The sequence below is a fragment of the Photorhabdus antumapuensis genome, from assembly GCF_020387775.1.
Lineage (GTDB): Bacteria > Pseudomonadota > Gammaproteobacteria > Enterobacterales > Enterobacteriaceae > Photorhabdus > Photorhabdus antumapuensis.
In genome coordinates this window covers 24,115-45,667 of the sequence record NZ_JAHZMK010000018.1, presented here as the reverse complement: position 1 = coordinate 45,667, position 21,553 = coordinate 24,115, and the positions used below count along the sequence as shown (strand labels likewise).

Annotated in this window: 23 protein-coding genes and 1 pseudogene; 14 read left to right on the top strand and 10 right to left on the bottom strand. The window is 42.4% G+C overall.

What is annotated here, in order from left to right; translation table 11 throughout:
• The first annotated feature begins 88 nt into the window (after positions 1–88).
• Positions 89–997: a DNA-binding transcriptional activator PunR gene (gene punR, locus KZ793_RS07990; protein WP_225814870.1), complete on the top strand. Its 909-nt coding sequence runs from the start codon at positions 89–91 to the stop codon at positions 995–997.
• Positions 998–1,003: 6 nt separating this feature from the next.
• On the opposite strand, the gene purR is transcribed toward punR, so the two are convergent.
• Positions 1,004–2,029: an HTH-type transcriptional repressor PurR gene (gene purR / locus KZ793_RS07985; RefSeq protein ID WP_225814869.1), complete on the bottom strand. Its 1,026-nt coding sequence runs from the start codon at positions 2,027–2,029 to the stop codon at positions 1,004–1,006.
• A gap of 728 nt (positions 2,030–2,757) precedes the next feature.
• Between purR and KZ793_RS07980 the strand changes: the two genes are divergently transcribed.
• Positions 2,758–3,105, top strand: coding sequence for a Grx4 family monothiol glutaredoxin (locus tag KZ793_RS07980; RefSeq protein ID WP_118987838.1), 348 nt, complete (start codon positions 2,758–2,760; stop codon positions 3,103–3,105).
• 165 nt (positions 3,106–3,270) lie between these two features.
• Here KZ793_RS07980 and KZ793_RS07975 read toward each other — a convergent pair whose 3' ends face one another.
• The 3 genes from KZ793_RS07975 to KZ793_RS07965 all read right to left on the bottom strand — a co-directional run bounded on the left by KZ793_RS07975 (position 3,271) and on the right by KZ793_RS07965 (position 4,353).
• Complete coding sequence (locus KZ793_RS07975) at positions 3,271–3,723, bottom strand: hypothetical protein (protein WP_225814868.1); 453 nt, start codon at positions 3,721–3,723, stop codon at positions 3,271–3,273.
• A gap of 70 nt (positions 3,724–3,793) precedes the next feature.
• The gene (locus KZ793_RS07970; protein WP_088374050.1) at positions 3,794–4,111 is read right to left on the bottom strand and encodes a type II toxin-antitoxin system RelE/ParE family toxin; all 318 of its coding nucleotides are present in this window, start codon (positions 4,109–4,111) and stop codon (positions 3,794–3,796) included.
• The gene (locus tag KZ793_RS07965) at positions 4,108–4,353 is read right to left on the bottom strand and encodes an antitoxin (RefSeq protein WP_225814867.1); all 246 of its coding nucleotides are present in this window, start codon (positions 4,351–4,353) and stop codon (positions 4,108–4,110) included. Before KZ793_RS07965 ends, KZ793_RS07970 begins: the two co-directional genes overlap by 4 nt.
• A gap of 185 nt (positions 4,354–4,538) precedes the next feature.
• On the opposite strand from KZ793_RS07965, the gene KZ793_RS07960 reads away from it, so the two are divergent.
• The 6 genes and pseudogenes from KZ793_RS07960 (at position 4,539) to KZ793_RS07935 (ending at position 11,353) form a co-directional block, all read left to right on the top strand.
• The gene (locus tag KZ793_RS07960) at positions 4,539–5,096 is read left to right on the top strand and encodes a recombinase family protein (RefSeq protein ID WP_225814866.1); all 558 of its coding nucleotides are present in this window, start codon (positions 4,539–4,541) and stop codon (positions 5,094–5,096) included.
• 626 nt (positions 5,097–5,722) lie between these two features.
• Positions 5,723–7,399 (top strand): hypothetical protein, encoded by a 1,677-nt coding sequence (locus KZ793_RS07955; protein ID WP_225814865.1) that lies wholly within the window; start codon positions 5,723–5,725, stop codon positions 7,397–7,399.
• A gap of 162 nt (positions 7,400–7,561) precedes the next feature.
• Positions 7,562–9,691 (top strand): hypothetical protein, encoded by a 2,130-nt coding sequence (locus tag KZ793_RS07950; RefSeq protein WP_225814864.1) that lies wholly within the window; start codon positions 7,562–7,564, stop codon positions 9,689–9,691.
• A gap of 196 nt (positions 9,692–9,887) precedes the next feature.
• Positions 9,888–10,837: pseudogene (locus KZ793_RS07945) on the top strand (ISKra4 family transposase); the annotation flags it as partial.
• Positions 10,827–11,057, top strand: coding sequence for a hypothetical protein (locus KZ793_RS07940; protein WP_225814863.1), 231 nt, complete (start codon positions 10,827–10,829; stop codon positions 11,055–11,057). The pseudogene KZ793_RS07945 and the gene KZ793_RS07940, both read left to right, overlap by 11 nt.
• A gap of 2 nt (positions 11,058–11,059) precedes the next feature.
• Positions 11,060–11,353 (top strand): type II toxin-antitoxin system RelE/ParE family toxin, encoded by a 294-nt coding sequence (locus KZ793_RS07935; protein ID WP_225814862.1) that lies wholly within the window; start codon positions 11,060–11,062, stop codon positions 11,351–11,353.
• 51 nt (positions 11,354–11,404) lie between these two features.
• On the opposite strand, the gene KZ793_RS07930 is transcribed toward KZ793_RS07935, so the two are convergent.
• The 3 genes from KZ793_RS07930 to gloA all read right to left on the bottom strand — a co-directional run bounded on the left by KZ793_RS07930 (position 11,405) and on the right by gloA (position 12,710).
• Complete coding sequence (locus KZ793_RS07930; protein ID WP_225814861.1) at positions 11,405–11,566, bottom strand: hypothetical protein; 162 nt, start codon at positions 11,564–11,566, stop codon at positions 11,405–11,407.
• A gap of 77 nt (positions 11,567–11,643) precedes the next feature.
• Positions 11,644–12,297 (bottom strand): ribonuclease T, encoded by a 654-nt coding sequence (gene rnt / locus KZ793_RS07925; RefSeq protein WP_225814860.1) that lies wholly within the window; start codon positions 12,295–12,297, stop codon positions 11,644–11,646.
• Positions 12,297–12,710, bottom strand: a complete 414-nt coding sequence (gene gloA, locus KZ793_RS07920) for a lactoylglutathione lyase (RefSeq protein ID WP_118987835.1) — start codon at positions 12,708–12,710, stop codon at positions 12,297–12,299. The genes rnt and gloA overlap by 1 nt, the downstream gene beginning before the upstream one ends.
• Positions 12,711–12,882: 172 nt before the next feature.
• Here gloA and KZ793_RS07915 point away from each other — a divergent pair, with 172 nt between their 5' ends.
• Positions 12,883–13,122: a DUF1289 domain-containing protein gene (locus KZ793_RS07915; RefSeq protein WP_036805434.1), complete on the top strand. Its 240-nt coding sequence runs from the start codon at positions 12,883–12,885 to the stop codon at positions 13,120–13,122.
• Positions 13,123–13,680: 558 nt separating this feature from the next.
• Positions 13,681–14,112 carry a transcriptional regulator SlyA gene (gene slyA, locus KZ793_RS07910; protein WP_112875782.1) on the top strand — a complete coding sequence of 144 codons (432 nt, stop codon included), beginning with the start codon at positions 13,681–13,683 and terminating at the stop codon, positions 14,110–14,112.
• A gap of 84 nt (positions 14,113–14,196) precedes the next feature.
• Here the strand turns inward: slyA and KZ793_RS07905 are convergent, their stop codons facing one another.
• Positions 14,197–14,667, bottom strand: a complete 471-nt coding sequence (locus tag KZ793_RS07905) for an outer membrane lipoprotein (RefSeq protein WP_011146821.1) — start codon at positions 14,665–14,667, stop codon at positions 14,197–14,199.
• Positions 14,668–15,014: 347 nt separating this feature from the next.
• On the opposite strand from KZ793_RS07905, the gene anmK reads away from it, so the two are divergent.
• From anmK to pdxY, 4 genes are all read left to right on the top strand, one after another.
• A complete protein-coding gene (gene anmK, locus KZ793_RS07900) occupies positions 15,015–16,127 on the top strand; it encodes an anhydro-N-acetylmuramic acid kinase (RefSeq protein ID WP_225814878.1) in 1,113 nt (370 codons plus the stop codon).
• A gap of 49 nt (positions 16,128–16,176) precedes the next feature.
• Positions 16,177–16,830: a pyridoxamine 5'-phosphate oxidase gene (gene pdxH / locus KZ793_RS07895; protein WP_225814859.1), complete on the top strand. Its 654-nt coding sequence runs from the start codon at positions 16,177–16,179 to the stop codon at positions 16,828–16,830.
• 243 nt (positions 16,831–17,073) lie between these two features.
• A complete protein-coding gene (tyrS, locus tag KZ793_RS07890; protein ID WP_225814858.1) occupies positions 17,074–18,348 on the top strand; it encodes a tyrosine--tRNA ligase in 1,275 nt (424 codons plus the stop codon).
• 225 nt (positions 18,349–18,573) lie between these two features.
• Positions 18,574–19,437 (top strand): pyridoxal kinase PdxY, encoded by an 864-nt coding sequence (gene pdxY, locus KZ793_RS07885; protein ID WP_225814857.1) that lies wholly within the window; start codon positions 18,574–18,576, stop codon positions 19,435–19,437.
• A 46-nt stretch (positions 19,438–19,483) separates the two neighbouring features.
• Here the strand turns inward: pdxY and gstA are convergent, their stop codons facing one another.
• Both gstA and KZ793_RS07875 read right to left on the bottom strand, forming a co-directional pair.
• Positions 19,484–20,089: a glutathione transferase GstA gene (gstA, locus tag KZ793_RS07880; RefSeq protein WP_225814856.1), complete on the bottom strand. Its 606-nt coding sequence runs from the start codon at positions 20,087–20,089 to the stop codon at positions 19,484–19,486.
• A 369-nt stretch (positions 20,090–20,458) separates the two neighbouring features.
• A complete protein-coding gene (locus tag KZ793_RS07875; protein ID WP_225814855.1) occupies positions 20,459–21,217 on the bottom strand; it encodes a hypothetical protein in 759 nt (252 codons plus the stop codon).
• Positions 21,218–21,553: the final 336 nt, after the last annotated feature.

The following is a 21,553-nucleotide window of genomic DNA, read 5'->3' as shown; positions in this document are numbered from 1 at the left end:
TATTGACACATATTCTATATGTCGTGATTTTTACTTGTGAAATGGTAATATTTGCATAGTGCTGTGAAAAAAATTGAAAGGTGAAATTATGTGGTCGGAATATTCACTTGAAGTCGTGGATGCGGTTGCCAGAACAGGCAGTTTTAGTGCCGCTGCATCGGAGCTTCACCGTGTCCCTTCTGCGATCAGTTATACTGTAAGACAACTGGAAGAGTGGCTTGCTGTTTCGTTGTTTGAGCGTCGTCATCGGGATGTGGAATTAACTGAGGCAGGCGCTATTTTTATTAAAGAAGCTCGTTCTGTTATCAAAAAAATGATTGACACTCGTCACCAGTGTCAACAAGTTGCAAACGGTTGGCGAGGGCAATTTAGTATTGCAATTGATCTCGTTGTCAAACCAGCGCGTAGTCGCCAGCTTATTCTTGATTTTTACCACCATTTTCCTGATATAGAACTTTTTATTCATCAGGAAGTGTTTAATGGTGTGTGGGACGCACTGGTGAATAGTCGAGTGGATGTTGCAATTGGTGCAACCCGGGTAGTTCCAGTCGGGGAAAGATATAGTTTCCGAGATATGGGGTTTATGCCCTGGCTATGTGTGGTTAGCGCAGGCCATGCGCTGACCCAGTTGCCGGGTCCGCTATCTGATGACCAAATGCGGCCTTATCCAAGTTTGTGCCTTGAAGATACATCCCGTAATTTACCGAAGCGTGACACTTGGAATCTGGATAATCAGCGCCGATTGGTGGTGCCTGATTGGGAGTCTGGTCTGTCTTGTCTAAACGAAGGGTTATGTGTGGGAATGGTGCCTGAACATAGGGCAATGCCGCTTATTCGGCAGAATAAACTAGCCGTGCTGGAATTGGAACAGCCTTTACCAGACAGTCCATGTTGTTTGGCATGGGTTCAAAACAGCCATTCTCCAGCATTAAGTTGGCTGCTTGACTATCTTGGCGATAGTGAAACTCTTAATGCTGAATGGCTTCAAGATGAATAAAGCGGATTAACGACGATAGTCGATAAATGGACCATCCACGACAGAACGTCGCTCAACCAAGCGTGGATGTACTTCAATAGTTTGTGCATCTTCACGTTTATTGATTATTCGGTCCAGTAACATGGAAAACGCCATCTGCCCCAATCGTTCTTTTGGCTGATGAATGGTGGTCAATGCCGGAGAGAAATAGCGAGCGTTGCGTATATTGTCATAACCGATGACAGAAATATCCTGTGGGACGCGTAATCCTAATTCATCAGCAGCACAAATAGCCCCCATGGCCATAACATCTCCGCCGCAGAAAACCGCAGTTGGGCGCTGTTTTTGATTCAGGATTTGATGCATGGCTTTATAGCCCGATTCTGGTTCAAAATCCCCCTGAATAATCCACTCTTCTCTGATCGGAATGTTAGCTTCTTTTAATGCCTTTAAGAATCCTTGATGACGGCCGCCTCCGGTATTTCGTGCCAGAGGGCCGGGGATCGCACCAATATCACGATGACCTCGTTCGATAAGATAACGACCAGCCAGATAACCGCCGTGGAATGCATTATCAATAATAGTATCGGTGAAATCACTTCTGGCCTGTCCCCAATCCATGACGACCATTGGAATATTGCGATAATCTTCCAACATTCCCAACAACTGTTCCGGATATTCTGAACACATAATTAGCAGTCCATCCACACGTTTTTGTGCCAGCATGGCTAGATAGGCTTTCTGTTTATCAATGTTATTGTGTGAGTTACATAAAATCAGCGTATAGCCTTTGCTATAACAACTGTTTTCAACAGCCTCAATGACTTCAGCAAAATAGGGGGCTTCACTGGACGTTGCCAGTAATCCGATCGATTTTGTGTGGTTAACTTTCAGACTGCGAGCAACGGCACTGGGTGAATAATTCAGTGTTTTAATAGCAGCCCAAACAGCAGCTTTAGTATCTTCAGCGACGAAGCGGGTTTTATTAATAACATGGGATACGGTGGTGGTTGAGACGCCAGCGTGCTTAGCCACATCTTTGATCGTTGCCATGAGGTGAAAGACTCCTGACCTTTTGGTCTAAATTTAAAACGCTTTGTTAATCGCTTGCTAGCCCTTTACATAGAGGGGCTGGCAATAAGTTAGCGATAAATCCTGGATTTTGTCTGATCTGGCTCAAAAGTGAAAGCAATAATCAGTGTTATAAAATGTGTGGTAATCGCTATTTATGCTTTTCCTTATGTAAGGGCAATTAACCATCTCAATAGACTGGTTTTTGTCGTTATAAACTTTTTATTCTGAGGAGGCTTTATGAATACCGATTTGAAGCTTGGTTTATTTACTGCTGTCAGCACGTTGGTGATGATTGCCATTTTTGCCGCTCTTTGCTTGATCTTTGCCTGATATTTTGAACTGATTGGATGATTTAAAAATTGGGCTTTACGTTGAAGGGTAATTGGGCAGATAGTCTCAATGGTTTATCTGCCCTTTGCCTTTGCGTGTTAAAACAGATAATAATAAATTAATCTGATAGTTGTTAAGCCAGATTTTTTGCAACAAATGCCCAGTTAATTAACGCCCAGAACTAAAAATTTTTCACTGCTGTGTCGGTAAGTTTATGGTCATCTTAACAATTTCTACGATAAATAACAGTGGAAATGATGTCATTTGTGCCAGGATAAGAAAAGATCAGGATGCATATTAATGAGAGAAAATGGTATTCTCCGCAATATTGTGACGATGTTGGTTATCAACATACTGTTGGTTTAAAGGAAATAAAAATGACGACTATTGAGAAGATTGAGCGCCAAATTAAAGAAAACCCGATTTTATTGTATATGAAAGGTTCTCCTAAATTGCCAAGTTGTGGCTTTTCTGCGCAGGTGGTTCAAGCTTTATCTGCGTGTGGTGAACGTTTTGCTTACGTAGATATTTTGCAAAATCCAGATATTCGTGCAGAATTGCCAAAATATGCTAATTGGCCAACTTTTCCTCAGCTTTGGGTGGAAGGTGAATTGATAGGTGGATGCGATATTGTCATTGAAATGTATCAGCGTGGTGAGTTACAAACATTAATCAAAGAAACTGCTGATAAATATCGTTCTCAGGACGAAAACGCGACAGAGTAATTTTTTCATCACTTATATACCTAATAGATTTCGAGTTGCAGCGCGGCGGCAAGTGAACGAATCCCCAGGAGCATAGATAACGATGTGACTGGGGTGAGTGGAAGCAGCCAACAAAGCAGTAGTTTGAAAGATGAAGGGTATATATACCCAATTCGCATGAACGGCCTATTTTAATTGTTTAAGTTTTTCAATGGATTTGTTTTCTATCAGGATCTCCATTTGACTGACCGCAACGCGATTCAGCTTTTGGAACCTGTCGTTGGTAGAGAGGCCTTGCCCGATAAGTTCAGCATTGAAGCTTTCTAAATTAGATAACACGACAAGCTGTTCCAGTGTGGCATAGTCCCGTATATTGCCTTTTAGTTCCGGGTTCTCTTTGCGCCAGTCACTGGCTGTCTTGCCAAACAAAGCCAGATTCAATATATCGGCCTCATTAGCATAAGCAAAATTTCTTGCTTTTGGGTTAATCTCCAGAGCGGGAATAATGTTCGTTTTTATTGACTCTGTATGAATATGATAGTTGATGTCATTTTCAGAAGGCGACTGCACCAGTTCACAGGGCTGACAGCCCGATGTGCAGCCAACTTCTGAACAGGTTTCGTCAGCAGTCCTGTGCACGAAACGTCATGAAGGGGCGAAGTTGCCCAGAACTCCGGTGCACGATATCTCTTCCTCCGGCTGGTGATCGTTAACTCTCTCTGCTGATCCTCGCTGCCAGTCGTGTCATGAGGTCCATGCGTTCATGAAAAATCGCCACGACCAGTGCGGGCGCACTCCCGCGTGGCAGGCAGAAGACATAGTGATGTTCACAATGCGCCATCCGTAACTCAGGAAAGAGTTCGCTCATATCCTTGAAAGTACCTCGCCCTACGGCAAGGCAGGCAATACCATGTTCCAGCCTGGTGATATAGCGGCGTACTTGCGCTGTGCCCCACTGTTTGCGCGTGTAGCGGATGATGCTGCGTAGATCTGCTTCAGCCTCCGCCGTGAGGATGTAGGTCGTCAAGCGCGATCCCCGCCGAGTTCTTCGTCAAGAATTTCTCCGATGCTCCTGGTGGACACCTTCCCCGCAATCCCGTTATTGATGCGGTTTCCCAGCAGAGTTTTCAGTTCCTGCCATGCCTGATCAGCATCGCCGGGGAACAAACGTTCGAGAGTGTATTGTTTGATGGTCTTACCTTGTAGGGCTGCCAGCGCTTTCAGGCTTTGGTGCTGCTGGTCTGTTATGTCGATTGTCAGGCGGCTCATAGAGGGCATCTCCTTTAAAATACACAAACCCACATTAGCACATATGTATAAATAAAGCCATCAGACCGCTCTGTCCATCAAACGAACGTTTGACGGTCAGACCGGAATCTGTCCGACAATATACTTGTTTAATGGTTTGTCGGACATTAAGATAGGCGGCCGGAATGACGGACAAATGAGGCAAAATGGCACTGATTGGCTATGCGCGGGTATCGACGGCGGAACAGGACACCGCCTTGCAGACGGATGCGTTGCGTAAGGCGGGTTGCGAGAGAATTTTTAAAGACACGGTTTCCGGGGCCAGGACCGACCGCCCAGGACTGACTGCCGCGCTGGCCTGGCTACGCGACGGGGATGTGCTGGTCGTCTGGCGGCTGGACAGACTCGGTCGCTCGATGGCACACCTGATCGAGACAATCAGTACGCTGGAGTCGGGAGGTGTCGGCTTCCGGTCGTTGACCGAGAGCATCGACACCACCACGCCAGGCGGGCTACTCATTTTCCATGTGTTTGGTGCGCTGAGCCAGTTTGAGCGTGACCTGATCCGCGAGCGCACCCGGGCCGGGTTGACTGCTGCTGCTCGCGGGCGAAAGGGCGGGCGCAAGCCTGTTGTCACTGCCGACAAGTTGCAGCGGGCGCGTGAGTATATTGCCACAGGTTTGAACGTCCGCGAAGCCGCTACACGGCTCAGAATCAGTAAGACAGCCCTGTATGCCGCACTGCAAAACGGGAGTGAACAATGATAAGTCGCAAGCAAAGCAGTGCCTTCGTCACGACCAGAAAGGGCTTCTGCTATCTCACGGTCAAAGTTGGCAGAAGCAGTTCTAACATCATGCGTATTCGGAACTATACGCTTACGCCGCAGGACAAGCGTGACATGCGGCGGTTGTATCCCGACTATCTCTTTGACTGGAAGAAGATCAGCCAGCAACTTACTGAAAAGAGAGAGGTATGCAGAGCGTATCGCTCCAGGCGGCAAACTCCGCGGAGTACGGAACGCGCGCATCAGTCCCTTTTGTCACGGTGTCTTATGACCCAGGGACGCGCACGGTTTACGCATCCGACACCTGCGATTCATTGCCATTGCTTGACGCCGTCCTGCACATAGAACGTTCACGAAAGAAATAGTTCCGACAAGCAGTGGGAAAAGGCTAAAAATGTGTCCGGAAGTTCTTGACCGCTACAATTGAGGCAGCAACGCTGCCGTGCTCGCCCCGCAGGGGCGCTACGTTCATTTATTCAACAAAGCCCACCACCGATTATTTGCAACAGTGCCCAAAATTTTATATTCGCACTTGCTGGATGTGGTGAGTATGTCTATATACTTAAGTATGGTAGCTATCAGCTTAACTGACGGAGTTTCACTAATATGCCTAAATATATTGAATCTTGGCCTCTTAAAATGGAAGAGCGCAAGCCAAGATTTCGGCCATCCTTAGATTTTATTAATGAAGATGCTGATATCAACAGGGTTATAGTCAGAGAGAGTAGAGACTCCCCGTTATCCGGTGTAAGGCAGAATGAGGTGGATCTGAGTTCTGTTGTTAATGGCGTTGAGCTGGATGAGTTACAAAGAGAGCTCCTGACTCATAATAAAATGCTCGAGGCGAAAATATCTCTAAGTATCATGGATCATCCGGGTAAAATTGGTGATGTCCTTGATCGTTATTCGGGTAAACTTTCTCAGGTATTTTCAGTTTTGAGAGACAGCCAGGAGATCCGTGACCAGCCGGTGACATTCAACAATCAACAAATGTCCCTGGGCGATGTGTTTGACAGAACTACATTCAGACCTCTTCATCCCTCTTCCGATCAGATAGGAAGGATGTCCGGAGGTAATCCGAGTGAAAATGATGTCAAAGACTGGTTAATAAAGTCGCTGAAAACGGATCTGAAAAACAGTGAGGACGAGCGCTGGAAATTATTTTTAACTAAGGTAAAGCGCTGGGAATTATTTTTAACTAAGGTAAAGGGATTAAGTTCTTTCGGTACCACTGTATGGCAATTATTTACTAAACAAACTCCTAAGGCCAGAGCAGACAACCGGCAGGCCATCCTAAACCTGATTTCTAAAGCGGGTTTGGGAGGAACAGGAAGTGTCACAACAATGGAACAGGTACTTGATAACCGTTTTCAGGAATTCAGGGATAAAACACGTTCAATACTGTTTGACGATCCAATTAGCCGAGCCAGAAGCGAAAGGATGCCCTTAGGTAATGATGGTAATCCCATCCGCGGAAAATACTCAGATGCGAGCGACCTTGGCATGGGGTTTGGCCAGGTGGTACAGGAAGCAGAGAGCAGTAAAGTCACATTTTGGTTGTGGGATGTACTGGATGAGGGAGGAATAAACCAACAAATTAACGCTATCCCAAGGCAGGGGGCACCGATTGAAGATTTAAACCGGCCATTTATGCTTTCCAGAAATGAATTTGATGCGATACCGAAAAAATATCCAAAATCTACTCTTAAGGCGGCGATAGAAGATCACTATTTTAACCACGGAGTAGGCATTAACCGGTGGCAGCCTTATGGTATCTACGGCATGGATGCAAACCGCAATGGCTATCCTTCCGCGGGAGCGCAGTCAGGAGGTACCACCGACGTCATGCTGGGGCTAGCTATGCTCAATCTGAATGAGAGCTCGTCCATTTATGGAGAGTGGAATCGGGAAGCTTCCCGGCATGAGAACAAGAAAAAAGATGATGTGTTATGTATGACAACGGCAGTGGCGGCATTTATGAATTATGGTGGCTATCATACCTTTTCGGAAGTGCTGCCTATAGGGCAGTCTATTGCGGAAAATACAAAATTCGTTCCTACCGATGTGTCCAGAAGTTTTAAATATGGCAATCTTTATAAGGATATAATGGAGCTATATAAAACGTATGGAGACAAGGGCGAATATAAAAATCTAGAAAAATTTGAAGCGCGGCATCGTATGCCGACTCTGCCACTCCGATATAAAAATAGAAATAATATATCTCCTGATATATACCAGCCAGTCTATACTGAACATTATGGCTCGTGGAATGATCGTGGCTAATAATATTTTTTATAGGACGGAAGGTGACGTGTTTTCATAAGTCCATCCAGATAATATGATAACCTCGGGAAATAATAGTGCGTCTGGTAAACACCAGAGTCGCTGTCAGCGCTCTCTGTGATTGTTTATATTTTATTTCAACTAATCAATGTGGAGTTATATATGGAGTCGATTAACTGTGGTGATGTTCCTGGTCTCTCTCCGTTTGGAGCACGTAGAACGGTTCGTCGCATTGTTGCTGAGTCTGAGGTAAGTTCATGGATTCAAAAATCTATCTCTTTTGAGTTGATTGAAAATATTGGTGTCGTATCATCAGCCGGAGCCGGTCGATGCATCAGAATCAGTACCGCCGGAACAGTGATCAATACGGCCAGCTATCGTGGTGAAAACGCCATTCCAGCGGATCCTCTTGCCAGGAAGCTGGCAGATCAACTTGCATGGTATGAGGAAAAAAAGCATAAGGCTTCCATAGTAGACAACCAGATGGTTTTTGATGATGCCCACCTGACAATTGAAGTAACGACCCCACAGGGGGGGGAGACTGCTATTAATGGCGGGAACGACTGGTGCCTAATTGATTTATCACCAATAACAAAAAACAACGAAACCGATGTCAGTACATCTACGACGCTTGGAGCCAGTGTTGGTATGTTTGGCAATGTTCCAACCGTGGGAATGGACTTCTCAACGACGACTTCCCATCAGTGGGCTCTACCTGACTACGGATTGTTCGCGATGGGAGGATTGAGTGGCAGCCGTGAGCCGCGAGCGGTATGGCATGTTAAACGTTCCGATAACAAGTCAGATCCTAATATTGCCAGATCGTCTTTCGAGCCGCATTTTGAGGCGATTTTTGGTCTCCGTCACGGTGTGATGCCGAAAAGATATTCATCGATTTCGGTTATGCTGGATGTATCATTTCTTCAACATGTTGATCGTACCCCTATAGAAGATAAAATAAAGTCACTTCCTTTTGGTGGATTTTTCTATTTTCTTGAGCAATCATCGATAGAAAATGTCATACTTACGCATGTTGAAAAAGCTGTTATTCCTCCTCCAAAATTTACCAGACACTCTTTTATGATGACGTTTATAGTTGACTGGAAGCTTGGCACAGTCAGCGCGTGCGTACCCGATAGCCATATAGAAATCCTCAACCGTGGGATTACACCATTATGTAAGATTATCAATGTTGATGATCCGGATCGAAATAACAGTAACTGGTTTTTATCTTCGGATGAGGCCCAGGAATTACTGGCTCCTGCTATACAACCTGAAAGAGCTTTTACCGATCTCAGGCTGGAGTTTACTGAGGGCTCCGCAATTGGTGTTGCAAACCCTAGTAATCCATTTTACAGGAAAATGAGGGAGCAGGAAAATTATGACATCCTGTTCCCAATTAGAGTATTGGCTGGGTATTCGGAAACGTTCTCTGTTTATCAGGGGTATCCAATTGCAAAAATCATAGAAGATGTGCAGTGGTTTCCGTTTAAACGTGCTGCCAGAATTAGTGTTGTGGAAAGCACACAACCTGATGGCCATGGCTTAATTTGGTCAGCGCCGCACGGTTATAGCAGGGACAGTGTCTGGATAAAAGGGGATGTATCCACAGGTGATAAACCGTTCCCGCATATACAACCTTACCATTATAGCTCTCAGGATCAAATTGGGCTTCCCGAGGTGCCGGACAGCTATTATCGATATAAGACTAATGAGAATGGTGTCCGTGAATGTATCTCTTTTAGAGATCGTATCTATCTTATTGACAATTCTGATATTACAGAGTTTAACTCTTGCTTTAGCTTCCTCACAAGCGCGGTTTTCACTAAGGAACTCTCTTTGGGTATCTCTAAGGGGTGTTTTGTTATGTCAGCTGATAGCTTCAGAACGCCGCTTACAGAGAAGGATCTGAAAAATTACAAAACGAACGATGACCATAGCCTGGTCAGAGAAATAAACGATTTTATCTATGGCTGTTCGAGTACATGGATGCTGAGAATACATGATGCCATTTTAATATTTGCCGACGATATGGTCGCAAGAATATCTATTCCTGTTAAAAATAAAAAGCAGGGTATTGATTATATGTCGTGGCAGGAGTTGATCGGTTTATTTATTGATGAAAATAGTAATCTTAAAGGTTCTCCTGTTATTACATCCAGTTTCAATATGCTCGCCAAAGTCCTGTCCCGGACTGGGGTGATAAAGCCAATAGCAGGATGGGTGGAGCCTGATCTTCAAGGTTACTGGATAAAGGACACCAGAGAGATGTTATTGCAGAGAGAATTTTGATTAACCGTTAATCGACGAGTTTGCTTATTGGATGAGCAACCGAGAGCATAAAAAAGTGTGGGGCATTTATGTGGCAAAGCAGCTAAAGAAGCCACTTTAACGTATAAGTATTCATGGGCCGATAATGAGTAATAGTCCGGTTGAGTTGCCCATTTTACCGCTAAATAATTCAAGTGCCCCATACTTTTTTATGCTCTCGTCACTGATGTCTTATGGATTGACCGCCAATCTGCTTAAAGATATTCTGCCGGTGGGGGAACGCTGTAATGCCTCCACAGTCAGAAATCATCTCTGTCAGATCGCCCAAAGACAAGAGGCCGAATTAGACGGATTGCCGGATTTTCTCCCTGGCGATCCCAGAGAATGGGAAAAATTACCCAAACCGGGAAAACCGATGACGGTGGGTATTGATGGAGGCTACGTCAGAAACCGGGACGACAGAAAACACCATTTTGAAATCATCGTCGGAAAATCATTCGCGGCTAATGCTCCAACCAAACGCTTTGGTTTTGTGCAATGTCTTGAAAATCACCCCAGAAGAAAACTCATCGCCCAGTTATCTTCACAAGGTATGCAGGCGAATCAACAAATTACTTTCTTATCGGATGGTGCCGATAATCTCAGGGATCTGCAATTTAACTTGTACCCCGAATCGCAGCACGTACTGGATTGGTTTCATATCACGATGCGTCTGACAGTACTCAAACAATATGCCAGAGGGGTATCGAACCCCCCCCTGAACTCGGTGCAGAATTATTGGACGCTTTAACCAGTACAAAATGGTATCTCTGGCATGGCAATGTGATTAAGGCATTAGAACAGCTAGAGGATTGTGCTGAGATGTGTGATGAGGACATCTCGCATTATGATAATAAGAAATCCTTATCAAAACATATCGATGAAATGTACCGCTATGGTGAACCCATGTCCTCTTCATTTGTTGAATCGACGATCAATGAAGTGATTGCCAAACGGATGGTGAAAAAGCAGCAGATGCAATGGAGCCAGCAAGGTGCGCATTACTTACTCCAGACCCGCACAGCTGTACTTAATGATGATTTGAAAACCCAATTTGAGCATTGGTATCCGGGCATAAAATTAGGTGACGAAACGGAGCATTCTTGGACAGAAAAGATTGCTGAATAAGTGCCCCACAGATTTTTATGGTCTCGGTAAACCATCACATGGTAAGCGTGTGGCCGTGGTTATTTCTCCCGAAGAGTATGATCAGTTTGCACAGCTTAAATTACAGAGTTTGAAAGCCATTCTGGCTGAATCTATTGCACAAGCAGATCGTGGCGAGCTACATAGTATTGATGATGTTTTTGCACCTTTGACGGTCGATGAACTTGGAGGTAAGGCTTAGGGATGAGCGTTCAGTTTACCAAGAAGGCCAGAGAGCATATTCGCACCATCAAGCGTTATTCCTTGCGCCGCTGGGGAGTTAGCGTTGCAGAGGCTTACGCTGATACCTTGCGTGTGACTATGACCGATGTTCTTGATCGGCACCCATCCCCCGGACGTGATCGTAGTGAGGATCTTCATGTTGGTGTGCGGAGTTTCCCTGTTGAGAGCCATATTATCTACTACCGCGAAGTTCCGGCTGGTATTGAGGTGTTGGCAGTATTACACCAGACACAAGATCCACATAATCACCTGTAATCAATGGGGCTGCCGTTTTTGTTTACTTTTCGCCAGCCCATTTTTTAAACATCATTTCTTTGTTTTACCTAGCTCTTCAGGCTCTTTTTCGAGTTGCAGCGCGGCGGCAAGTGAACGAATCCCCAGGAGCATAGATAACGATGTGACTGGGGTGAGTGGAAGCAGCCAACAAAGCAGTAGTTTGAAAGATGAAGGGTATAGACAGATTATCATACTGTCTCCCCATATGTTGATATATGGGGGGGCATTATTGTTTAGATTTGATTATATTAATCTAGCCGTTCGGCTATTTATCCGGTTCTTTCTGCTGTTGTCGCTAATGGCCAGCCACCAAGTTGTTTCCAACGGTTAACCATTTCACAGAATAATTCCGCGGTACGATCAGTATCATATAAAGCGCTGTGAGCCTGATTATTATCGAATGGGATACCGGCTGTGATGCAGGCTTTTGCTAAGATTGTTTGTCCTAATACCAGACCACCTAAAGCAGCGGTGTCAAAAGTTGCAAACGGATGAAACGGATTTCGTTTTAGTCCGGTGCGTTCTGTGGCAGCCATAACAAAGCTATGATCGAAGTTAGCATTGTGAGCAACGATAATTGCCCGATTACAATGATTATTTTTTATCCCTTTACGAACCATTTTAAAAATAGCATGCAGAGCTGCATATTCGCTCACTGCTCCACGTAGCGGATTTAATGGATCAATGCCGGTGAACGCTAGGGCTGCTGGTTCAAGATTGGCTCCTTCAAATGGCTCAATATGGAAGTGAAGCGATTCGCCCGGCGTTAGCCAACCTTCATCATCCATCTCCAGTGTAACGGCGGCAATTTCAAGTAATGCATCTGTTTTGGCATTAAAACCGCCAGTTTCAACATCAATAACAACAGGGTAATAACCTCGAAAACGTCCACTAAGGACGTTTGGCTCTTTTTTGTCAGACATCAGATTGAGTTACCCAGAGCGTTGCTGGCATTTTTGTTTTCAATAAGTTCAATTTTGTAACCATCTGGATCTTCAACGAAAGCAATAATGGTTGTCCCGCCTTTTACAGGACCCGCTTCACGGGTAATGTTACCACCTGCTTTGCGAATAGATTCGCAAGTGGCTGCGACATCATCAACACCTAATGCGATGTGACCAAAGGCATTCCCCATTTCGTAATGGTCAACTCCCCAATTATAGGTCAACTCGATGACTGCTCCTTCACTTTCATCAGTGTAGCCAACGAAGGCGAGTGAGTATTTATATTCGGTGTTTTCACTGGCGCGCAGCAGGCGCATTCCTAACACTTCAGTGTAAAAATTAATGGAGCGTTGCAGATCACCAACACGGATCATGGTATGGAGTAAACGCATAATTACCTCTAATTTAATGGTTTTACCAATATTTTTGTGCGGTAAGTCGCACAAAAACCACTAACTATAACGTGTCTTACGGTTACAGTTCAATTTATCCATAATTATAATTTATTCTTATTCGGGTTTATAATTAAATATAGTATTTGAATTGTATAGGAAACGGGATGTGATGGCTGAGCAACTAGAGTTTTTTGCTATTCCCAGTCCTTGTCGAGGAATTTGTCAGGCGAATGAGCGGGGGTTTTGTCTGGGGTGTTATCGCAGCCGGGAAGAAAGATTTAATTGGATGAAAATGTCAGATGGGCAGAAGCGTGAAGTATTGCGACTGTGCCGGCAAAGATATTTACGTGCATTGAGAGCACAAAATCAGACAGATGAAGAACCACCTGAACAGCCATCACTGTTTTAATTATCGATTTTTGAGGTTATTTGGGTTAACAATTCAATGATTTACTTATATAGGGTTATATTTTTGGCAAAGTTATAAATGTTCTACTATAATCCTAGGTATTTTGTTTGTTATTTTTTTATTTCTTGATTAACGAAAAGGCTAAGTGAGCTTGCTTGAATTTTTTTATAACTTTATGTTTTAAATGGAATTTTAAGCTTGATTGTGTGATAAATGTAAAATAAAAACAACATTAATGTAAAAATAGATAGCTTAGCATTTAGATGACAGCTATTCTTATAGTACTTTGAATAAAGTATTGAATGATATTTATTGATTTCTGTTTGTTTGTATTCATAGTTCTGATAGTTTTTATGGTAAAAATATTGTATGTTAATTGTTTTGTTCTGAGTTTAAATTAAGTTTGGTTGTTCTTGGTTATAGTTACCTGAATTAGTTAGTTACTAAGAATTTACTGTGATTATGCAGAAGTTATATATACTTTTTTAAGGCTAGTTAGCCTGATTTAGAAAAATTTGGCTGTTATGTTTAGTAGGCTAGTTATTTAAGGAGGGACAATTGGAATCTACATTGGGATCAGATCTGGCACGGTTAGTTCGTATTTGGCGTGCTTTAATTGACTACCGTTTAAAGCCGTTGGAATTAACTCAGACTCATTGGGTAACGTTATACAATATTAGCCGGTTACCTCAGGAGCAATCTCAGATACAGTTGGCGAAAGCTATCGGTATCGAGCAACCATCTTTGGTCAGGACATTAGATCAGCTTGAGGAAAAAAAACTTATCACCCGGCATACTTGTGCCAATGATCGTCGCGCAAAGAGAATCAAGCTAACTGAAGATTCTGCATCGGTTATTAGGGAGTTGGATGGTGTTATTGAATCCACAAGAAATGAGATTCTGGGAGGTATTTCACGCGAGGAACTTGCTTTTCTTTCCACTTTAGTTCAGAAGTTAGAGCAAAATATTATCCAATTACAAAATAGATAGTAATTACGATATCCATGAAATGCTAACTGGATGAAAGAAGACCGCGACTTACTAAAATGAAGTCACGGTTTTCTTATTTATATCTTATTGTCGAGGTGAAACAGTAATATTACTACCTTGGCCTGCGATTCTTACACGTTGGCCTTTATGGAAGGCTGTTTTGCCTTGTTTTTGAACAACAATGATGCTTTCACCACTGTCACGACGAATTTCGAGTTCTACACCTTTAGTTGTGTTAAGAGCTCCTTGAACATTTTGGCCCGCGACACCACCGGCAATCGCACCCGCGGCAGTTGCTAATGTGTTGCCACTGCCACCGCCAATAGTATTACCAACAAGACCTCCTAGAACTGCACCACCAATCGCGCCTAATACATTCTCATTGCTGCCCGCTTGAATATTGATGGGACGAACAGAAACAACTGTGCCGTAAGAGACAGTTTGAACCTGCTTAGCTTGTCCAGCAGTGTAGGTATCACCAGAAAGAGAATCGGTGTTGACACAGCCTGATAATGAAGCAACGGCAACCGCGCTAACTAAAAAGTGCTTAAACATAGTAACTCCTAATTTCGATGCCTGACTGCGGAAATCTGATAGCTTACTGGGCAGTCAGGCTAACAACCGGTATTGGCAATAAGCAATAAAAAGTTTATTCAAATAGAATATCGGTACATTAGCAATCTAGTGCTAAACATATATTAAACGTCAATAGAGATTTTTAAAAGAAATAGCTATTAATGAAAAATTCAGCATTTTTTGTGAAGTTGTTTCCAAAACTCAGGTTTTATTCCTTCGTTTGTCTATTAGTCATATACAGCCAAAACCACTGCGCTTTATAGTTATTGGCATGGTTTCTGATTTTATCAAGACAGATTCTAAGCAGGAAGGCAAATTAAATGGTTATGAAGTCAGGTCGTTATATTGGTGTAATGTCGGGTACAAGTCTGGATGGCGTTGATGTGGTACTTGCAGCAATCAATGATAAAGTTGTTGCTCAGCAAGCCAGTTATTCGCATCCATTCCCATACGAATTAAAACAGAAAATTCTCGCAGTCTGCCAAGGGCAGCAAACGACATTATCGGCAATCGGTCGGTTGGATTATGAACTTGGTTCTTTATTCGCTGAAGCTGTACAAGGCTTACTGATTAAAACAGGGTTAACCACAAGTGACATTATTGCAGTGGGATGTCATGGACAAACCGTTTGGCATGAGCCAGATAGTCATACGCCTTTCACTATGCAACTTGGCGACAATAACCGTATTGCAGCTTTGATTGGGATGACTGTGGTTGGTGATTTTCGTCGGAGGGATATGGCATATGGTGGGCAGGGAGCACCATTAGTTCCAGCTTTTCATTTCGCCGTATTAGGCCATCCGACAGAACGAAGGATAATTCTCAATATCGGTGGTATTGCCAATATAACGACGTTATTACCTGGCTCACCTGTCAAAGGGTATGACACAGGTCCGGGTAATATGCTGATGGATAGTTGGGTATGGCGTCATCAGAAAAAACCTTATGATAAAGATGCGCGATGGGCACGAGAAGGTGTTGTTAATAACAAATTGCTCGGACAAATGCTTTCTGATCACTATTTTTCACGACCAGCCCCTAAAAGCACAGGCCGGGAGTATTTCAATATGAGTTGGTTGGAGGCGCAGTTAGTTAACTTTCCTGACATACCACCTGTCGATGTTCAGGCAACGCTGGCCGAGCTGACAGCAGCGTCTGTGTCACAGCAAATTATGTTGAGTGGTGGATGTGAGCGTCTATTGGTTTGTGGTGGTGGCGCACGTAACCCGCAGATAATGAGTCGACTTTCTGCCCTATTACCGGGGACGGAGGTTTGCCCGACAGATAAATATGGCCTAAGCGGTGATGATATGGAAGCACTGGCATTTGCCTGGTTAGCATTCCGTACAATGTCAGGTGCGCCAGGGAATTTACCCTCTGTTACCGGTGCGAGTACTGAAACTGTTTTAGGGGCGATTTATCCTGTTATTAATCAATAACAATGATAAGCTGTCTGGTATTTAGTGAGTCATAAACAGAGCTACGTTAATGTCAGAACATAATGAATTTGATGTTGCAGAATTGCGCCGTGAATATATTCGTGGTGGTTTAAGACGTAAAGATTTGACCAAAGAACCCATCGAACTTTTTGAGCGTTGGCTCAAGCAAGCATGTGAAGCTAAGTTGAGTGATCCGACGGCAATGTCTATAGCAACGGTCGATGAGAGTGGTCAACCGTATCAACGTATTGTGTTATTGAAGCATTTTGATACAAATAGTCTGATTTTTTATACAAATTTAGGTAGCCGGAAAGCAAAACATTTGGCGCACAATAACAAAATTAGCCTCCATTTCCCTTGGTATCCTTTGGAAAGGCAAGTCTCTTTTCTTGGTAGAGCTGAACGTCTTTCTCCTGTTGAAGTGGTGAAATATTTTCATAGTCGTCCTAGAGATAGCCAGATTGCCGCATGGGTATCACAACAATCTTCTCGTATTTCCGCACGCGGTGTTTTAGAAGGGAAGTTCCTTGAATTGAAACAAAAATTCTTGAATGGTGAGGTGCCTTTACCTAGCTTTTGGGGAGGATTCAAAGTGACTTTTGATTCTGTTGAATTTTGGCAAGGTGGCGCAAACCGGCTCCATGATCGGTTTATTTATCAACGGCAAGGCGATAGCTGGCATATTGACAGGCTTGCACCATAAATCGTGGATTATCATTTTTAGTACTGGCACTTATAGTATTGGCGTTTTATGCTATTCCCCACTTTTTTGAATAGCGATTTATATACCCTATGGATTTCAAGATGCATCGCGACGGCAAGGGAGCGAATCCCCGGGAGCATAGCAAACTATGTGACCGGGGTGAGTGAGTGCAGCCAACAAAGAAGCAACTTGAAAGATAACGGGTATACAACAGACAAAATACACAAATTGATGGAGCCATTAATGTCTAGCAATAACCTGATAAAACAACTGCAAGAGCGGGGCCTCATTGCCCAGGTGACGGATGAGAATGCGTTAGCGGAGAGACTGGCGCAGGGCCCTGTCTCCCTCTATTGTGGTTTCGATCCGACCGCTGACAGCTTGCATTTGGGGCATCTGGTTCCCTTGCTGTGTTTAAAACGATTCCAGCTAGCCGGGCATAAACCGGTGGCGTTAGTTGGTGGAGCGACGGGTTTGATTGGTGATCCGAGTTTCAAAGCCACTGAACGTAAATTGAATACTGAAGCTACCGTTAAAGAGTGGGTGGAGAAAATTCGTAGACAGGTTTCACCTTTCCTCGATTTTGATTGTGGCGAAAATAGTGCTAAAACAGCCAATAATTATGATTGGTTTGGCAACATGGATGTTCTGACTTTCTTGCGTGATATCGGCAAACATTTCTCAGTTAATCAGATGATTAACAAAGAGGCGGTTAAACAGCGTTTGAACCGTGATGATGTGGGTATCTCTTTCACTGAGTTTTCTTATAATCTACTGCAATCCTATGACTTTGCTCGCCTTAATGAAGTACATGGCGTTGAGTTGCAGATTGGTGGTTCTGACCAGTGGGGGAATATTACTTCTGGTATTGATCTAGCTCGTCGTATCAACCAGAAACAAGTATTTGGCATGACTGTTCCACTGATCACGAAATCTGATGGCACTAAATTTGGTAAAACAGAAGGTGGTGCTGTTTGGTTGGATCCGAAGAAAACCAGTCCATACAAATTTTATCAATTCTGGATTAACACTGCGGATGCCGATGTTTATCGCTTCCTGAAATTCTTTACCTTTATGAATCTTGAAGATATTGATGCTTTGGAAAAAGAAGATAAAAATAGCGGTAAAGCTCCTCGAGCGCAGTACGTGTTGGCAGAACAAGTCACCGGTATGGTGCATGGTGAAGAGGGGTTAGCAGCCGCTAAACGGATTACAGAAAGTTTATTCTCCGGTGCTGCTGCTGATTTGACCGAAGCGGATTTTGCTCAATTGGCGCAGGATGGTATGCCGGTCATTGAGTTGGAAAAGGGTGCAGATTTGCAACAAGCTTTGGTTAATGCTGGATTAGTGCCTTCTCGTGGTCAGGCGCGTACGATGATCAGTTCAAACGCTGTTGCAATTAATGGTGAAAAACAATCTGAACCTGAATATCTGTTTACTGACAGTAACCATCTGTTTGGGCGTTACACCCTGTTGCGTCGTGGTAAAAAACATGATTGTTTGATCTGCTGGAAATAACTAATATTATATATACCCTATGTATTTCAAGATGCATCGCGACGGCAAGGGAGCGAATCCCCGGGAGCATAGATAACTATGTGACCGGGGTGAGAGAGTGCAGCCAACAAAGAGGCAACTTGAAAGATGATGGGTATATGATGGGGCAACGGTAATGTTGCCCTTTCTCTTACTATGACTTTAATCTTATAAACAGAAGCCAGAATAAAAATATAGGCCGTCATCGTGAAAAATATTCTTTCAATTCAATCTCATGTTGTTTTTGGTCACGCTGGTAACAGCGCTGCGGAATTCCCGATGCGTCGGATGGGGGTGAACGTATGGCCATTGAATACAGTACAGTTTTCAAATCATACCCAATATGCTCAATGGAAAGGGTGTGTTATGCCGGCTAACCATCTTACAGAAATCGTTCAAGGCATTGAAGAAATCGAACAGCTCAAATCTTGTGATGCGGTACTGAGTGGATATATCGGTTCATCGGAGCAGGGGAGCCATATTATCGATATAGTGAAACGGGTAAAAGCGGTGAATCCTGACGCTTGGTATCTCTGCGATCCCGTTATGGGGCACCCAGAAAAAGGTTGTATTGTTGTGCCTGGGGTGGCCGAATTTTTATGTGAAGAAGCGCTCCCTGTCAGTGACATCATTGCGCCGAATTTGCTGGAACTTGAAACACTCAGTATGCAGAAAGTGGCTAATGTAGAACAAGCTGTTGTGGCTGCTCGAACACTATGTGAAAAAGGGCCGGATATTGTATTGGTTAAACACCTTAGTCGTGCTGGTTATCGGCCTGATCGTTTTGAAATGCTATTAGTGACTAAAGAACATAGCTGGCATGTGAATCGGCCTTTGGTGGATTTTGGCGAACATCAGCCAGTGGGTGTTGGTGATTTAACCAGCGGCTTGTTATTAGTTAATCTATTAAAAGGTGAGTCTTTACAAACTGCCCTCGAACATGTCACTGCTGCGGTTTATGAAGTGATGGTAACAACGAAAGATATGGGCGAATACGAACTACAAATTGTGGCTGCTCAGGACAGAATGGTGGCGCCTGACCATAAGTTTTGTGCAACACAATTGGATTAAGGCATTTAACCGTTCCACTGATATTGTGTGGAACGGTTTTTTATTTTTAAATTAACCCTTCGGCTTTCAATGCATCACGAACATGTGGACGTTCTGCGATCTTCTCTTGATAAGCTTTAAGATGAACCAGATTGGAGAGATCCAATTGCACTAAAGGTGCCCAATTACTGAGAGTGAATAAGTAAGCGTCAGCAACAGTAAAATGCTCCCCGGCAATGTATGGCTGTTTTGCTAATACTTCATCTATATACTTGAATCTTCTAAGTAGATTATTAATAGCAACAGGGCGATAATTTTCTGGTGTTCCTGGCATGAACAGGGGGGAATATCCTTTATGAATTTCACTGGAAATATGGCTAAGCCATTCAAGTTGATGATATCGCTCCATAGTTCCGGCTGGCGCAATTAATTTTTTGTCCGGTTTTTGGTCGGCAATATATTGAACAATAACAGCTCCTTCGGTGAGGATTTCATTGTTATCTAACAGAAGAGTGGGTATTTGGCCTTTTGGGTTGACTGCGAAAAAATCGTCGCCGTTCTCCGTTTTTTTAGTTTTCAGATCAACTTTAATCACGCTGAAATCAAGCCCTGCTTCACGAAGTATGATGTGAGGTGATAGAGAACAAGCTCCAGGTTGGTAATAAAGTTTCATGTATCGCTCCTTAAAAATTTCCGGTAATAGATATATAGGACAAAGGAACTCAGTAAGGCATTGTCATAGCCTTGATGTATACTATCATGGTATATATCAAATTGATAATTAAACGGATATAAGATAGTGGATTGTATCGTGATTAATCCTTTTCTATATTATGGTATAGAAGTGATTATTTATTTTTTTATCATTGTTTTCAAGTAGATTGTTGCATTAATATAGAAATTTAGGGGGAGTTACTGGATGAATTGACTTATCCAATACTTCCCCATATTTCGTGTCATATTGCATGTTTTACAACTGGTTATATTATACGGAATAAATAATAGAGATTATTGATAGTTGCAAGAATTCATCTTATATTGGTTATAAGATAATTAATATATTATTCTTGTTAAATGATTTGTAATCATAGGAAAATAAATTGAATTTATTTGTAAAATCACTAAAATAGACCATACATTGCCTATAGTTTCTTGTAAAAATATCTTTTTTATTCTCTTCATTAAATTTTTCAACTAACTCATTGTAAATATTATTGATTGCTTTGATTTGTCCATTAAGTTTATTGACTGAATTGTTTATATTTCTAAGGCTAAATGAAACATCTGATATATTTAAAGTAATTTCTTCCATCAATAAAGAGAGTTTGTATATTTGTTTTTTATCTTCTCCATCTGGAATATTCTTTAATAGTTGTTGTGTGTTTATATGTGTTTTTTCTGCGAAGTTTTTCTTGCTCTCAAAATCAATTTGAGATATTTCAAAGGGTTGTGGCAATTTTGAGATGAAACTATCTAGCTTACTAAAATCTGATTTAATTTCTTTCAATGCATGATTGACCCTGGCAATATAACCATGACCTAAATATCCGCTGCTAAGCGAACCTAAACAAGTTGTTGCTTTGTGTATATTTTTAATAATTCTATCCATATCTTGTTCATCGGAATTATATGCATATTCATAATTTTCTAATGCTGATGGCCAGCGATATAATGATCCACTAAACTCATTCCAAGAAGCTGCAATTTCTTGGGATAGATCATGATTTTTCAGGCATTCTGGCAATTTTATATTGGTAATTGATTTAAACATATTGGATATAATTAAAAAATCATTTTTCATTCTATGCACCTTGCTAAAATAATAAATATCATTAAATTGTATGAAAGCATGAAATATAATATTCAACCTAAAAAATTAAAATGATAATAAAAATAAAATATTGCACTGATAATTGATTGTATGAAAACTAAGTTGTTGATTATATTAAAGGACATATTATTGATTAGTGCAAGGAAACGAGATAATATTTTTTATTTCGGTAAAACAATTATAAGGTAATATCATTTAACTCTTTAATTACAAAGGGTTTCATAATTCTATCCAATAGTTTTTTATATTTTTATTTAAAATTAATTTTAACCTATTAGTAACGATTTAATGGTTTAATGGTTTAAT

Coding starts and splice junctions, on each gene's coding strand:
- punR (WP_225814870.1), top strand. CDS start 89: ATGTGGTCGGAATATTCACTTGAAGTCGTGGATGCGGTTGCCAGAACA.
- purR (WP_225814869.1), bottom strand. CDS start 2,029: ATGGCAACGATCAAAGATGTGGCTAAGCACGCTGGCGTCTCAACCACC.
- KZ793_RS07980 (WP_118987838.1), top strand. CDS start 2,758: ATGACGACTATTGAGAAGATTGAGCGCCAAATTAAAGAAAACCCGATT.
- KZ793_RS07965 (WP_225814867.1), bottom strand. CDS start 4,353: ATGAGCCGCCTGACAATCGACATAACAGACCAGCAGCACCAAAGCCTG.
- KZ793_RS07960 (WP_225814866.1), top strand. CDS start 4,539: ATGGCACTGATTGGCTATGCGCGGGTATCGACGGCGGAACAGGACACC.
- KZ793_RS07955 (WP_225814865.1), top strand. CDS start 5,723: ATGCCTAAATATATTGAATCTTGGCCTCTTAAAATGGAAGAGCGCAAG.
- KZ793_RS07950 (WP_225814864.1), top strand. CDS start 7,562: ATGGAGTCGATTAACTGTGGTGATGTTCCTGGTCTCTCTCCGTTTGGA.
- KZ793_RS07935 (WP_225814862.1), top strand. CDS start 11,060: ATGAGCGTTCAGTTTACCAAGAAGGCCAGAGAGCATATTCGCACCATC.
- KZ793_RS07930 (WP_225814861.1), bottom strand. CDS start 11,566: ATGATAATCTGTCTATACCCTTCATCTTTCAAACTACTGCTTTGTTGG.
- rnt (WP_225814860.1), bottom strand. CDS start 12,297: ATGTCTGACAAAAAAGAGCCAAACGTCCTTAGTGGACGTTTTCGAGGT.
- gloA (WP_118987835.1), bottom strand. CDS start 12,710: ATGCGTTTACTCCATACCATGATCCGTGTTGGTGATCTGCAACGCTCC.
- KZ793_RS07915 (WP_036805434.1), top strand. CDS start 12,883: ATGGCTGAGCAACTAGAGTTTTTTGCTATTCCCAGTCCTTGTCGAGGA.
- KZ793_RS07905 (WP_011146821.1), bottom strand. CDS start 14,667: ATGTTTAAGCACTTTTTAGTTAGCGCGGTTGCCGTTGCTTCATTATCA.
- anmK (WP_225814878.1), top strand. CDS start 15,015: ATGAAGTCAGGTCGTTATATTGGTGTAATGTCGGGTACAAGTCTGGAT.
- pdxH (WP_225814859.1), top strand. CDS start 16,177: ATGTCAGAACATAATGAATTTGATGTTGCAGAATTGCGCCGTGAATAT.
- tyrS (WP_225814858.1), top strand. CDS start 17,074: ATGTCTAGCAATAACCTGATAAAACAACTGCAAGAGCGGGGCCTCATT.
- gstA (WP_225814856.1), bottom strand. CDS start 20,089: ATGAAACTTTATTACCAACCTGGAGCTTGTTCTCTATCACCTCACATC.
- KZ793_RS07875 (WP_225814855.1), bottom strand. CDS start 21,217: ATGAAAAATGATTTTTTAATTATATCCAATATGTTTAAATCAATTACC.